16 protein-coding genes are annotated in these 13,369 nt (G+C 73.5%); 12 read left to right on the top strand and 4 right to left on the bottom strand.

What is annotated here, in order from left to right:
- Positions 1-10: 10 nt before the first annotated feature.
- Positions 11-1,477 carry an APC family permease gene (locus UXQ13_RS11810; RefSeq protein WP_336392346.1) on the bottom strand — a complete coding sequence of 489 codons (1,467 nt, stop codon included), beginning with the start codon at positions 1,475-1,477 and terminating at the stop codon, positions 11-13.
- Between the two features lie 179 nt (positions 1,478-1,656).
- On the opposite strand from UXQ13_RS11810, the gene UXQ13_RS11805 reads away from it, so the two are divergent.
- From UXQ13_RS11805 to UXQ13_RS11785, 5 genes are all read left to right on the top strand, one after another.
- Positions 1,657-3,081: an APC family permease gene (locus UXQ13_RS11805; protein WP_336392345.1), complete on the top strand. Its 1,425-nt coding sequence runs from the start codon at positions 1,657-1,659 to the stop codon at positions 3,079-3,081.
- A 1-nt stretch (position 3,082) separates the two neighbouring features.
- The gene (locus UXQ13_RS11800; RefSeq protein ID WP_336392344.1) at positions 3,083-3,826 is read left to right on the top strand and encodes an IclR family transcriptional regulator; all 744 of its coding nucleotides are present in this window, start codon (positions 3,083-3,085) and stop codon (positions 3,824-3,826) included.
- A 240-nt stretch (positions 3,827-4,066) separates the two neighbouring features.
- A complete protein-coding gene (locus tag UXQ13_RS11795; RefSeq protein WP_225235159.1) occupies positions 4,067-4,987 on the top strand; it encodes a HipA domain-containing protein in 921 nt (306 codons plus the stop codon).
- Positions 4,988-4,997: 10 nt separating this feature from the next.
- Positions 4,998-5,726: an HIRAN domain-containing protein gene (locus tag UXQ13_RS11790; RefSeq protein ID WP_225235160.1), complete on the top strand. Its 729-nt coding sequence runs from the start codon at positions 4,998-5,000 to the stop codon at positions 5,724-5,726.
- A gap of 42 nt (positions 5,727-5,768) precedes the next feature.
- Positions 5,769-6,020 carry a hypothetical protein gene (locus UXQ13_RS11785; RefSeq protein ID WP_225235161.1) on the top strand — a complete coding sequence of 84 codons (252 nt, stop codon included), beginning with the start codon at positions 5,769-5,771 and terminating at the stop codon, positions 6,018-6,020.
- Here UXQ13_RS11785 and UXQ13_RS11780 read toward each other — a convergent pair.
- Positions 5,986-7,071, bottom strand: coding sequence for a hypothetical protein (locus tag UXQ13_RS11780; RefSeq protein WP_336392343.1), 1,086 nt, complete (start codon positions 7,069-7,071; stop codon positions 5,986-5,988). The genes UXQ13_RS11785 and UXQ13_RS11780 overlap by 35 nt on opposite strands.
- Before the next feature lie 190 nt (positions 7,072-7,261).
- On the opposite strand from UXQ13_RS11780, the gene UXQ13_RS11775 reads away from it, so the two are divergent.
- Positions 7,262-7,786: an RNA polymerase sigma factor gene (locus UXQ13_RS11775; protein WP_336392342.1), complete on the top strand. Its 525-nt coding sequence runs from the start codon at positions 7,262-7,264 to the stop codon at positions 7,784-7,786.
- Positions 7,783-8,775: a CU044_5270 family protein gene (locus UXQ13_RS11770; protein WP_225235164.1), complete on the top strand. Its 993-nt coding sequence runs from the start codon at positions 7,783-7,785 to the stop codon at positions 8,773-8,775. Before UXQ13_RS11775 ends, UXQ13_RS11770 begins: the two co-directional genes overlap by 4 nt.
- A 90-nt stretch (positions 8,776-8,865) precedes the next feature.
- Here the strand turns inward: UXQ13_RS11770 and UXQ13_RS11765 are convergent, their stop codons facing one another.
- Entirely contained in the window at positions 8,866-9,156 is a 291-nt protein-coding gene (locus UXQ13_RS11765; protein ID WP_336392341.1) for a hypothetical protein, read from the bottom strand.
- 99 nt (positions 9,157-9,255) lie between these two features.
- Between UXQ13_RS11765 and UXQ13_RS11760 the strand changes: the two genes are divergently transcribed.
- The gene (locus UXQ13_RS11760; RefSeq protein WP_336392340.1) at positions 9,256-9,741 is read left to right on the top strand and encodes a GIY-YIG nuclease family protein; all 486 of its coding nucleotides are present in this window, start codon (positions 9,256-9,258) and stop codon (positions 9,739-9,741) included.
- A gap of 46 nt (positions 9,742-9,787) precedes the next feature.
- On the opposite strand, the gene UXQ13_RS11755 is transcribed toward UXQ13_RS11760, so the two are convergent.
- Positions 9,788-10,303 (bottom strand): hypothetical protein, encoded by a 516-nt coding sequence (locus tag UXQ13_RS11755; protein ID WP_336392339.1) that lies wholly within the window; start codon positions 10,301-10,303, stop codon positions 9,788-9,790.
- Between the two features lie 205 nt (positions 10,304-10,508).
- Between UXQ13_RS11755 and UXQ13_RS11750 the strand changes: the two genes are divergently transcribed.
- From UXQ13_RS11750 to UXQ13_RS23650, 4 genes are read left to right on the top strand one after another with little or no spacing between them, the layout of a single operon-like run.
- A complete protein-coding gene (locus tag UXQ13_RS11750; RefSeq protein ID WP_225235168.1) occupies positions 10,509-10,922 on the top strand; it encodes a DUF898 domain-containing protein in 414 nt (137 codons plus the stop codon).
- On the top strand, positions 10,919-11,608 hold the full coding sequence (locus tag UXQ13_RS11745; RefSeq protein WP_225235169.1) for a hypothetical protein: 690 nt from the start codon (positions 10,919-10,921) through the stop codon (positions 11,606-11,608). Before UXQ13_RS11750 ends, UXQ13_RS11745 begins: the two co-directional genes overlap by 4 nt.
- Before the next feature lie 60 nt (positions 11,609-11,668).
- Complete coding sequence (locus UXQ13_RS11740) at positions 11,669-12,718, top strand: aldo/keto reductase (protein ID WP_336392338.1); 1,050 nt, start codon at positions 11,669-11,671, stop codon at positions 12,716-12,718.
- Positions 12,719-12,754: 36 nt separating this feature from the next.
- Positions 12,755-13,366, top strand: a complete 612-nt coding sequence (locus tag UXQ13_RS23650; protein ID WP_419146486.1) for a Tm-1-like ATP-binding domain-containing protein — start codon at positions 12,755-12,757, stop codon at positions 13,364-13,366.
- Positions 13,367-13,369 lie beyond the last annotated feature (3 nt).

Raw genomic sequence — 13,369 nt, 5'->3', positions numbered from 1 at the left:
GCTGGTCTCCTCAGATCTGCGGGGCGGCGTCCGCGCGGGTGGCGCGGACGAGGTCACGGGCGGCGGACGGACGGGCCTTGGCCAGGACGAACCCGGCGGCGAGGGCGACGAGCAGCAGGACGCCGGCGCCGACGCCCAGGGCGGTCGAGCCACCCATGAGCAGGGGCAGGTTCTGCACCAGCAGCACGAGGATCGCGGTCAGCCCGAGCACGCCCAGGGCGGGTGCGACGACGGTCTGCCAGGGCCGGCGGTCCACCCCGGTGCGCCGGAAGAACACCAGGACGGCGACGCAGGCCAGCAGCATCAGCCCGACGATGCCGACGCTGGCGATCCCGGCCAGCCAGGTGAAGACCTCGAGCACCGGGTCCAGGCCGGCGATCGCGCTGGCCGCCATGAGGACGGCGCCGACGACGGTGGTCACCAGCGAGGCGACGTGCGGCGAGGAGTGCGTCGGGTGGCTCCGGCCGAAGGACGCCGGGACGACGCCGGTGTTGCCGAGGGAGAAGAAGTACCTGCTCAGCACGTTGTGGAAGCTCAGCACCGCGGCGAAGAGGCTGGTGATGAACAGGACCTGCATGACGTCGCCGGCCGCCGTCCCCAGGTAGTTCTGCGCCGTGACCACGAGCATGTTGCCGGGGTCCGCGGCGGCCTCGGCGACCACCGCGCTGTCGCCCCAGGCGCTGACCACGGCCCAGGCGCTGACGGTGTAGAACACGCCGATGATCGCCAGCGCGGCGTAGGTGGCGCGGGGGATGGTCCGGTCGGGGTCGCGGGCCTCGTCGCGGAAGATCGCGGTGGCCTCGAAGCCGATGAACCCGGCGATGGCGAACATCAGCCCGAGCCCGGGGGCGCCCGAGAGCACCTCGGTCGGGTTGAGGAACGCGCTGGACAGGCCCTCGTCGGTGCCGCCCTTGCCGACGACGACGGCGTCGAGGAGCAGCACGATGCCGACCTCGGCGACCAGCAGGACGCCGAGCACCTTGCTGGACAGCTCGATGTGCCGGAAGCCGAGCACGCCGGTGACGGCCATGACGACGAAGGTCCACAGCCACCAGGGCAGCGACGGCCCGCCGTAGGACTCGACCAGGCCACCAAGCGCGAAGCCGATGTAGCCGTAGACGGCGCCCTGCACGGTCACATAGCTGACCAGGGCGACCAGCGCGCTGCCCAGGCCCCAGCCGCGGCCCAGGCCCACGCCGATGTAGGAGTAGAAGGCGCCGGCGTTCGGCACGTGCCGGGTCATCGCGGTGAACCCGACGGCGAAGAAGGCCAGCACGATCGCCGAGACGAGGTAGGTGGCCGGGTAGCCCGGTCCGTTGCCGGCGGCGATGCCGATCGGCACGGTGCCGGCGACGACGGTCAGCGGCGCGGCGGCGGCCACGACCATGAACACGATGGCGCCGACGCCGAGCTTGCCGGAGAGGCGGTGGTCGGTGGGAGCGGTGGTCGGTGGTGCCGGATCTGAGGTGGTGGCCACGGGGGCTCCTGGGGCAGCGGGACAGGACTGCCCGGAACCCTGGCCCGATCCGGTGTGACGCCGGTTACCGCCGCGTCATGTTCCGACGACGTCCGTGCGACGCCGATCGGGAGTGTTGCGCGTCACCATTCTCATTCGCGGATCGCCCACGGGACACCGGCCACCTCTAGCCTGCCGACGTGCGACAGCCTGCCACGCTCCCGGCCCGGTCACCGGTCGCCGGCCTGCGCCGACGGCGGCTGAGCTTCGTGGAGGTGCTGGCCCAGTCGGTGTCCGCGCTGGCGCCCTCGGCGGCCATGGTCGCCGTCCCGGCGCTGGTGCTGGTGCCGGCCGGGGCGGCGACGCCGTGGGTGCTGCTGGCCGCGACCGCGCTGCTGGTCGGGGTCGGCTGGTGCCTGACCCAGTTCGCCCGGCGGATGGCCGCGGTCGGCGGGCTCTACAGCTACACCGCGAAGGGCCTGGGCCCAGGCGGTGCGCTGGTCGCGGGCTGGGCGCTGGTGATCGGCTATGCCTCGGTCGGGGTGTCGGCGCTGGCAGGGGCGGGTGCCTACCTCGGGTCGCTGCTCGGGCTCGCGCCGACCCCGCTGAGCTCGGCGCTGCTGGCGGCGCTGCTCGGGGTGGCCGCGGTCGCCACGACGTTGCGGGGCATCGCCTTGTCCGCCCGGGTCGCGTTGGCGCTGGAGGTGGTGTCGATCGCGCTGGTGGTCGCCGTCCTCACCGCGCTGGTGGTGCTGGAGCGGGGGACCGGGGCGGTCAACGAGGTGACCACGGCGACGCCCGGTCCGGGTGGGCTGGCGGTGGGCGCGGTGCTGGCGGTGGCCGGGTTCATGGGGTTCGAGAGCGCGTCGACGCTGGGGGTGGAGGCCCGCCGTCCGCTGGTGGCCGTGCCGCGGGCGGTGCTGTGGACGCCGGTGGTGGCCGGGGTGCTGTTCCTGGCCGCGGGGGCGGCGCAGGTGCTGCTGCTGCGGACGGCGCCGGCCGACGTGCTGGACTCCGCGGTGCCGGTGGGCCGGCTGGCCGACCTGCAGGGGCTCGGCGTGCTGTCCGGCCTGCTGGACGCCGGGATCGTGGCGTCGTTCTTCGCCTGCGTGACCGGCTCGGTGAACGCGCTGGGCCGCGTGCTGTTCTCGATGGGCCGGGAGCGGGTGCTGCCGGCCGCGGCCGGGCGGACGTCGCGGCGGTTCGGCACGCCGTGGGTGGCGCTGCTGTCGGTGCTGCCGCCGGTGGCCGGCGTCCCGGTGGTGCTGCTGGCCGCCGGCGTCGCGCCGCGGACGGTGCTGGCCGGGTCGTTGACCGTCTCGGCGATGGGCTATCTGCTGGCCTACGTGCTGGCCTGCGCGGCGATGCCCCGGTTCCTGCGCCGGATCGACGAGCTGACCCCGGGCCCGCTGGTCGGGGGCGTGCTGGCCGCGGTGCTGGGCTCGTTGGTGCTGCTGGGCGCGGTGCTGCTCGGCGGGGCGGTGGTCGGGGTGTTCGTGGTGCTGTGGCTGGGCGGTCCGCTGCTGTGGCTGTTCTGGCGGCTGCGCGATCCGGACCGGTTGACCGGGGTGGGCGTCTACGACTCGGCGACCACGGGCTCGGTCCTCGCCCCACGGGACCGCTGAGGTGGACGTCGACCGCGGGGTGACCGGCCGCCAGCCGCAGGCGGTGCGCTCGGCGCTGGAGGTGCTCGAGGCGGTGGCCGGCGCCGGGCCGGGGGTGACCGCGGGGGAGCTGGCCGAGGAGCTCGGGCTGCCGCCGGCGACGACCTACCGGCTGCTCAACCTGCTGGTGGGGGAGGAGTGGCTGGTCCGGCTGCCCGACCTGCACGGGTTCGCGCTCGGCGCCCGGGTGGAGGGCCTGCTCGGCGCGGGGACGCCGGTCGCCCCGCCCGCTGCGGCCCGGGCGGTGCTGGCGCAGGCGCGCGGCCGGGTACGGGCCGGGGTGCACCTGGTCCGGTACGGGGCGAGGTCGCTGAAGGTGGTCGACGTCGACCCCGACCTGCCGCTGGGGGCGGTGGCGCTGGTGGAGCGGCACCTGCACGCGAGCGCGGCCGGCCGGTTGCTGCTGGCCGCCGTCCCGGACTGGCAGCTGCTGCCGGGCACGGCCCGGCTGGCCGCGGTGACCCCGGCGACGGTGACCCGGGTGCACCGGCTGGACCTGCTGCTGGACGAGGTCCGCGCGCAGGGCTGGGCCGGGCAGAGCGGCGAGCTGCACGTCGGCGTGGCCTGCCTGGCCGTGCCGGTGCTGGATGCCTCCGGCGGGCTGGTGGCGGCGGTGGCGATCAGCTCACCGCGCGGGGAGGTGCCGGTGGAGTGCCTGGACGCGGCGCGGCTCTGCGCGGCGGAGCTGGCGCCGCTGCTGTCGTAGGGGTCGGCGGTCGTTCTGCACGGTGCGAGGCCGTTGCACCGCCCCGCCACCGTCAGGGATCACCCACGACCCGGGGTGTCCGCGGATCCCTGCGGGTGTGCGCCCATCGCAGGGCCCGCTCACCCACAGGAATTCGCGGACGCTCTCGATGCGGACACAGCTCGGTGCTGGTGGTGCGCGGGACGTGCGTGGCCCTTCCGAACCCGGCGCGGTGTCGGACCTGCTGGCTACCGTCGCGCCGTGGCCGAGGCGATCGAGGTGGATGTCAGCGACTGGGAGACGATCCAGATCGAGGCCCGCGGCAGCGGGGCGAACCAGTGGCGGCGCGACCCGAACGGCGTCCAGTGGCTGTACAAGGCCACGCGCAGGGCTGCGGCGACCGGTGAGCTCCAGGGGGAGGACTGGTCGGAGAAGGCGGCCGAGCGGCTGGCGTCGTTGATCGGGGTCCCGTGTGCCGAGGTCGAACTCGCCCACGTGCGGCGCGGGGACGGGGCTGAACCGGGTGTCGTCTGCAAGGACCTCGCGGAACCGTCGACCGAGTTCCAGAACGGTGCCAACCTGCTGGCGGACATCCCGGGTTATCGATACCGGGACAGCCGCGGGCGGCCACCCCGCAACCACGTCGGGCACTCGGTCCAGAACATCGTCGACCGGCTGCGTGCCTTCGACGTGGGTCCACCGACGGGGGCATCAGGTGTCCCGACGGCCGTGGCCGCCTTGGCCGGTTACCTGGTGCTCGACGCGTGGATCGGCAACCTCGACCGGCACGAGGAGAACTGGGCGGTGCTCCGTGACGAGGACGGCGTCGTCACGCTGGCTGCGTCCTACGACCACGGTGCCGCGCTGGGCTCGTCGCTCACGGAGGCGCGTCGTGCTGCGCTGGCCGCGGACTCCGTCGGCCTGGCGGCGTACGCCGACAAGGCCTTCGCCAGGAAGTTCGAGGACGGTGCCAGGGTCCCGTTGACCGCGGTCGCTGCGGATGCACTGGACCAGGCGGGAACGGCGGCCCGGGCGCACTGGTTGTCGACCCTGGAAGCGGTGGAGCTCGACGACATCCGTGGTGCACTCGACGGAATACCGCGAATGTCGGACCCTGCTCGTACCTTTTGCGAACAACTGCTGGTCATCAACCGGAGGAGGGTGCTCGATGACTGTCGATGAGATCGCGACCGTGGTGCGCGGCGCCCACGTCCAGCACCACCGGTTGATGGTCACGGAGAAGGATGCCGAGGGCTTCTACCGCCCGGTCGGGGTCCTGGGTGCACCCACCGCGGGCCAGTACACGTTCCACTACCTCCGGTCGGCCGTTGCACGCCCTGGGTTCCGGCCCTTCCTCGGGTTCTCCGACACCGGCCGTTCCTACCGCTCCGACGGCCTCTTCCCTCTGTTCGCGGAGCGGATCATGGACCCGCGTCGCCCTGAGCACCCGATGTACCTGGCCGCGCTCGACCTGTCGGGCGACGTGACCCCGCTCGAGGTGCTCGCGCGATCCGGGGGGCAGCGAGCAGGCGACGGCATCATGCTGCTGCCGATCCCCGAGGTCGCCGCCGACGGCAGCACGCACGCGACCTTTCTCGTGCACGGCATGCGGCACGTGCCGGGTGCCGATGAACGGGTTGGCCGACTGTGCGTCGGCGACGCTCTGTTCCTCAGGCCTGACCCCGACAACTGGACGAATGCACGAGCCGTACTCGTCGTCGAGGGTGACGACCAGCCGCTCGGTTATGTCCCGGACGTCCTGCTGGACTTCGTCCACTCGGTCGACGACGTCCGGCTGTCGGTCGTCCGGGTGAACGGTCCGGAGGTGGGCAGTCGCCTGCGGCTGCTCGTGCGCCTGGAGGGGCAGGCCGATCCGGACGAGCAGCCCTTCACCGGTGATGCGTGGGAGACCGTCGACTGATCAACCGGTGGCGACCGAGGCGGTGATGACGACGCCGACCGGGTGGCCGCCCGGTTCCTCGTCGAAGGAGTCCTGGACCTCGTCGGTGGGGGAAGCGTCCCCGCCATGCTGCTCAACCCGGTCGACGGCGAAGACCGCCGTGCTGCCGCTGTCGCGAAGGACGCCGATGCCATCGTCAGGAGGCAACTCGCGCAGGCGTGGAAGGCCCGGCTCGTGGTCCGGATGGACGTGGCCGGCGCGGGGAGCGGTCCTGCCGCGCTCACGCTGCCTCCTCCCGGGCTCGAACCGATCTGATGAATGCGTCGGCGCACCGGTCGACCTCACGCAGTGACCTGTCGGTCAGTTCCTGTCGTAGGCCGCGCTCGCCGTGCCCGTAGCGGATCAGGTCGCGCAGCAGCTCGGGGGTGCGGACTGCATCGAGCTCGTCCGCGTCGATGTGGCGATGAGTCGGGTCGAGGAGGCGGGCCACGTGGTGCGGCGCCCACAGCAGCGGGTCGCCGAGACCGTTGGCCAGGCCGTCGCCGAGGACGTGCTCGGCCAAAGCGGACAAGTGGCCTCGGACCCACGGCCGGCCCCATGGGCTCGCGAGGAACCGGCGGAGGACGTGGTCCACGTCGACGTCGTCGACCTGGCCGGGCACTCGTGGCTCGCCACCGGTCGGCAGGCGGGTCAGCAGCCAGCGCACGAGAGGTCGCTGGCTGTGCCAGTCCGTTCGCGAGGCGAGTGGGAGATCGATGTGGCTGAAGCTCGCGGCGATGCGGGCGCGGGCGTCGGCCGCGTCGATGTTGCGGATGTGGACGTCCGCGTCGTCGGGAGGCTGGAGGTGCTCGAGCGTCTCGTCGACAGGGAGCTCGAACAGGGCGCCGCCGACAGCCCGACCGCCGAACTCGTTGTCGATCCGGACGACGGCGGTGAGCGGGTGTCCGGTCGGGAGGGTGACGCCGACGACGAGGTCGTCGCGGTCGCGGAACGGACCGGAGATCTCGAACGCACGACCGGACGGGGCGGCGCGGTGCAGCTCGGCGAGCCATCGTGGGACGGCGTACCCGCGGTCAGCCAAGTCTCGACGGGCCCACCTGCGCAGACCAGCGTCGTCGGCAAGGGTGGCGATCGCCAGCGCGCCTGCTGAGGCCTCGGGGCGATGTTGCGCCGCGAGCCCGCGGACGACGGCAGTCGTGTTGCCCGGATCCACCTCGGGGGCGCTCAAGAGGGCGAGCAGCATCGACGCCATGCCGAGCAGGGCGCCGGGCGTCGGACTCTCGAGTCCCTTCCGCAGGCCGGAGGAGAGGGTGGCTGCGGCTCTGGACATCAGCTCGTCGAGCTCCGCGGGCGGGGTCGTCTGCATGGATCGAACGCTAGTTCGAACCACTGACATCCACGTCGTCCTCTGCTCGTGAGCGCCGTTGACGTGCATGCCGTACTGCCGAGCTGTGTTCGCCAACATCCTCGCCCGAGGACGACGCGGGCCGCCCTGTAACGCGGGCGGGTCTGCCGGACACTGACCCCGACGTGGGCGCAGCAGCAGGACGACGGGCATGACCTCCGCGGCGGAGGTGCGGCTGGAGCAGCTCTGGCAGGAGCACGCGCTGGCCGTGCTGCGCTACGCCCGTCGCCGCGTGGACCCTGCCGACGTCGACGACGTGGTCACCGAGACGTTCACGGTGGCCTGGCGACGGCAGACCGACGCGCCGGAGTTCGCCCTGCCGTGGTTGCTGGCCATCGCGCGCCGGGTGGCGGCCAACCACCTGCGGGCGCGGGACCGGCGCGCGGCCCTGCTGTCCCGGGCGGCCGACGTCGCCGAGCGGGAGCCATCGCCCCAACCCGGGGCCGGCGAGGCGGTGGCCGGGGCGCTGGCCCAGCTGCGCGACGACGACCGGGAGCTGCTGACGCTCATTGCCTGGGATGGGTTGTCGCCGGCCGAGGCCGCCGAGGTGCTCGGGTGCTCCCCGGCCGCCCTGCGGGTCCGGCTGCACCGGGCCCGGCAACGCCTGCGAGCCGTGCTGGCCGAGACCGACCCCACCCCCGTACCGGACGCCGCACCCCAGAGAGGCCGACGATGAGCCGCACCCCCGACGACCTGGACCTGCTCCTCTGCGAGGCCGACCCGGTGGGCAGCGGTGCCCCGACCGTCGCCGAGGTCGCCCAGCTCGCCCGGCTGCGGTCCCGGGTGGACGACGGCCTCGGCGCCCCGGTCCGGCGGAGGCGCCGGTGGTGGCCGGTGCTGACCGTGCCGGTGGGGGTGGTCGCCGCGGCCGCCGTCGTCGCCGTCCTGGTGTCCGGGACGCCGCCGACCCGCGAGCCCGCTGCCGACCCGGCGACCGTCGAGGTGCTCGCCGGGAACGCCGCCCGCACGCCGGAGGTCCTGGGAGAGATCGCCACGGCCGCAGCGGCGGCGTCGGTGCCCGTGCCGCAGGCCGACCAGTACGTGTACGTGCGCAGCCTGAGCGCCTCGATCGACGCGACCCCGGCCTACGAGGGCACCGGGCCGGCGGTGTTCGAGGGGCTGCAGGACCGGGAGGTCTGGCTCTCGCAGGAGCCGGACGGCGGGATCGGCCTGATCCGCGAGGACGGCGTGGACACCCGGCTGAACCTCGAGCTCGGCGGCGGGGGCGATCCCGCCCGCTACGAGGTGCTCGCCCAGCTCCCGACCGACCCGCAGCAGCTGCTGGACCAGGTGCGGGCGACCGCGTCCGACGACCTCGCGGCGTTCCTCGCGATCGGGAGCCTGCTGCAGGAGAGCCTGGCCCCACCCGCCGTCGACGCTGCGCTCTACCGCGCGGTGGCGCTGATCCCCGGCGTCGAGGTCGTACCCGGGGCGCAGGACGCCGCCGGCCGCGCCGGGATCGGGGTGGCCCTGGTGCGGAACGGCCAGCGGCACGAGTGGATCTTCGACGCCGGTACGCACTCCTACCTGGGGGCGCGGGAGTACCTGGTCGCCGACGGTCCGATGGGTCCGGCCGGCACGCTCACCGGGTTGACCGCGGTGCTCGCCCGCGGGGTCGCCGACTCCGCCGGCACGGTGCCGGACGCCGAGGACCTGGTCGGCTGAGCATCTCCGGCCGGGGTGTCCGGTCGTCCCTGCGGGTGTCCGCGCATCGCGATGACCGCACACCCTGAGGGATGTGCGGACACCCCCGGGTCAGGGCAGCTCGGAGGCTGCGTCGTCCTCGCCGGCGGGGGCCTTGCCGCGCTGGTCGAGCCGGTCGGCCAGGCCGAACAGGAGGACGCCGACCACCATCGCCAGCAGCGTCGTCCCGAAGACGGTGAAGACGAGCCCTCCGTCGAGCTGGTCCCGCGCGACGAACCACATGACGGCCAGCGCCACCACCCAGATCAGCGGGCTGGCCATGCCGAGCACGCCGACCCCGCCGAGGACCCGCACCAGGATCGACCGGCGTCCGGTCACGGCCGGGTCGGGGGAGGGAGGCACCGCTCGACCGTAGGAGGCCAGGGTTGACTGTCCGTCGTGGACCCCGTGGTCGATGCGCTGCACTCCCTGCCCGTGCCGGTACCGGAAGCGATGACGGCGGTGCCATCGGTGCCCGGCATCTACGCCTGGTGGGGGCGCTTCGGCGCACTGCCCGGCATCTCGGGCCCGCGGCACCCGACCGCCCCGGTGCAGCTGCTGTACGTCGGCATCGCGCCCAGCGGGGCGACGTCGGCGGCGACGCTGCGCTCGCGGGTGGTGGGTGACCACATCCGCGGGACGACGGGGTCGTCGACGCTGCGGCGCTCCCTGGCCGCGCTGCTCACCGAGCAGCAGGGCTGGAAGAGCCGGTGGACGACGCGACCTGTGCTGGTGAACAAGGACGAGCTGGCGCTGTCGGACTGGATGGCGCAGACGCTGCACGTCAGCTGGGCCGAGCACGCCGAGCCGTGGACGGTGGAGTCCGACGTCATCGCCGAGCTGGAGCCCCCGCTCAACCAGGCGGAGAACAAGGCGCACCCGCTGCACGGCTTCGTGGCCGACGCCCGCCGCCGCTGGCGCGAGGCGGCCAAGGCCGCCGGTCGCTGAGCGCCGGCGGCTGCGTCAGGCGGCGAGGACCTAGCCGGCCCCTGCGTCAGGGGCAGCCCTCCTCGCGCTTCACCACGCCGAAGTCGATGGAGCCCTCGACCTCGCCGGTGACCTGCTGCCCGGCCGCCACGTTCTGGTCGCAGACGATCCAGTTCGAGTCGAGCACCTGGTTGCGGGTGCCGAGCAGGTCGTGGGACACGGTGAGGAAGACGCCGTAGGTCTGGATGGTGTCCTGGGCGGTCTGCAGGTCGGTGCCGACGAGGTCGGGCATGGCGAAGTCCACGACCGGCGCTGCCACGGTCGTGGGGGTGACCGCGGGTGCGGGTGCCGGGGCGGGTGCCGGCGTGGTCGCGGGCGCCTCGGTGGTCGGGGCGGCGGTGCTGGCCGAGGTCGCCGCGCTGGTGGCGGCGGGCTCGTCGCTGCCGCAACCACCCAGGACGAAGGCGGCCAGGACGGTCGCCGCTGCTCCCCAGGCGGCAGGACGGCGGAGGAGCGGCGTCCGCAGGACACCCTCCTGGGCCCGTGCTGCTCGTGCGGACTGGTCCTGGACGTGCTGCGTCATCGTGGTTCCCCCGTTGCTCCGTGGTGCGGCGTCGTGCCGGGGACCCCATCGGCGCAGACGACACCGTCCGGTACCGCGCGGTGTCGGTTTCGTCTCCTCTGCCACACGTGCCCCGTCCCTGCCGGAGTCGGGTGTGTCGGAACCGTCCGGTGTCGTTCCCCTACCTAACCTGGCGCGGCTCCATCAGCCACCCACGGGGGACACCATGCGTTCTGCTCGCTTCCGCTTCGACGGCGGCGCCGCGACCTACGTCGGCACCGCACTGCTCGGCCTGGCCATCACCGTCTTCACGCTCGGCATCTGCTACCCGTTCGCGTTGGTGCTCAACGAGCGCTGGCGGGCCAAGCACTCCTACATCGACGGCTTCCAGCTCCGGTTCACCGGCTCGGCGATCGGCCTGTTCGGCAACTGGCTCAAGTGGCTGTTCCTCTCCTTCATCACCTTGGGCGTCTACCTGCTCTGGGTGATCCCGCGCATCCAGCGGTGGAAGTGGCAGCACACCGAGTTCGACCAGGCCGCACCGCCGTTGCCGCTGGTGTCCGTGCACGCCGCCGGGGCGCTGCCGCCCCGCGGTGACGGTGGCTGGGCCGCGCAGCCCCTCCCGGCGGTCGGCCGGTGACGGCCTCCCCGCAGGAGACGGTCTCGGCGACCGGCACCGGGCGCTGGTACCTCTGGGTGGCCGGGCTGTCGGTCGGCTTCTTGGCCTGCGTCCCGTTCTGGCACGCGGCCCAGCAGCTGCACGGGCCCGACGTCCGCCGGTGGGCGGTCGCGTTCACCGCGGTGACGGCGTGGCTCGTCGTCCTCCTGGTCCTGACGCCGGACCGGAACCCCGACGGCACGACACCGGACTCGGTGTTCAGCACACTGGGCGGGTTCTCGGCGCTGGCGGCCGCGGTCGTGTCGGTCGTGAAGCTGAACGGTCTGCGGCGCGAGGTGTACGGCGGGGTGGTCCCGACCGCCCGGCCGCTGCACACCGACCCGGCGATCGCCTCGATCCTGGCCGCCCGCACCCGCCGCGCGGAGACCCGCGAGCTGATCGCTCGGGACCGGTCCATGGCACGTGAGCTCGGCATCGGCCGCCCGGACCTCGGCCGCGGCTACGACGACGGCGGGCTGGTCGACCTGAACGGTGCGCCTGCCTCGGCGATCGCGTCGGTCTGCGACATCGCCCCGGGGCTCGCCGACGCCGTCGTCGCGGCCCGCTCGGCACGGGGCGGCTCGTACTTCACCGTCGACGAGCTCTTCCTGGACGTCCACCTGCCGACCGAGGCCGAGGAGAAGCTGCGGGAGCGCGCCTTCGTCTGACGGGTCACGCACGCCCCGAGCCCAGGAGCGACGCCGTGTGTGCGACGGGTTGGTGGGGGCATGCAACGACCCATGGAGATGCGCACGCTCGGTCGCACCGGCGTCAAGGTCAGCCCGCTCTGCCTGGGAGCCATGATGTTCGGCGCGTGGGGGAACACCGACCACGACGAGTCGGTCCGGGTCATCCACGCCGCCCTGGACGCGGGGATCAACTTCGTGGACACCGCGGACGTGTACTCGGCGGGGGAGTCCGAGGAGATCGTCGGCAAGGCCTTGGCCGGGGGACGGCGGGACGACGTCGTCCTGGCGACCAAGGCGCACGGCGCGATGGGGGAGGACCCCAACCAGCAGGGCAACAGCCGCCGCTGGCTGGTGACCGAGGTGGAGAGGAGCCTTCGGCGGCTGCAGACCGACCACATCGACCTGTACCAGATCCACCGCCCCTCGGCGGACACCGAGATCGAGGAGACCCTCGACGCGCTGACCGACCTGCAGCGGGCGGGCAAGATCCGCTACTTCGGGTCCTCGACCTTCCTGCCCTCGCAGGTCGTGCAGGCGCAGTGGGCGGCGTCGGTGCGGCACTCCGGCCGGTTCGTCAGCGAGCAGCCGCCGTACTCGATGCTGGTGCGCGGCATCGAGCGGGAGCTGCTGCCGGTGACCCAGGAGTACGGCATGGGCACGCTGGTGTGGAGCCCGCTGGCCGGTGGCTGGCTGTCGGGCAAGTGGCGCAAGGGCGCCGACGCCCCCGAGACGCACCGCGCCTCGGCGATGGGCGGCCGGATGGCCTCGCGCTACGACCTGTCGGACCCGATCAACCAGCGCAAGCTGGACGCCGCCGACGCCCTGGCCGGGGTGGCTGAGCAGGCCGGGGTGAGCCTGCCGCAGCTGGCGATCGCGTTCACCATCGCGCACCCGGGGGTGACGTCGTCGATCATCGGACCGCGGACGATGGAGCAGCTCACCAGCCAGCTCCCGGCGGTGGACGTCGTCCTGACCGACGACGTGCTGGACGCCATCGACGCGATCGTGCCGCCGGGGACCAACATCCGGGCCGACGACGCCGGGTACGCCCCGCCCGCGATCACCGACGCGTCGCTGCGTCGGCGCTGACCCCCCCCCATCCCCCTCGACGACAGGAGGCGGTCGATGGCGACCGTGGTTCTGCTGGGCACGCTGGACACCAAGGGCGAGGAGTACAGCTGGCTGCGCGCGCAGCTGGAGGCCGCCGGTTGCGAGGTCGTCACGGTCGACGTCGGCAGCTTCACCGAGGACGCCGCGGCCGACGTCCCGTCGTCCGAGGTCGCCTCCCGGTCGGGGGTGGACGTCGGCCCGCTGCTCGCAGCGCGTGACCGCGGTGCGGTGATGGACGCGATGGGGAAGGGCGCGGCAGCCGTCGTCCGGGATCTGCTCGAGCAGGGCAGGTTGCACGCCGTCCTCGCCGTCGGTGGGTCCGGTGGCTCGTCGATCGCGGCGCCGGCGATGCAGGCGCTGCCGGTCGGCGTCCCGAAGCTGCTGGTGTCGACGATGGCGTCGGGGGACGTCGCGCCCTACGTCGGGCAGTCCGACGTCACGCTCATGTACTCCGTCGTCGACATCTCGGGGCTGAACTCGATCTCGCGGGCGGTGCTCGGCAACGCCGCCGCCGCCGCGGCCGGCATGGCCGTCGCCTACGAGCGTCGGACGGCGGAGCCGGCGACCGACGACGCGCCGCTGGTCGGCGCGAGCATGTTCGGGCTCACCACGCCCGCGGTCGACTAGGCT

The sequence above is a fragment of the Klenkia terrae genome, from assembly GCF_037083865.1.
Lineage (GTDB): Bacteria > Actinomycetota > Actinomycetes > Mycobacteriales > Geodermatophilaceae > Klenkia > Klenkia terrae.
This window is presented reverse-complemented; position numbering and strand designations above follow the sequence as displayed.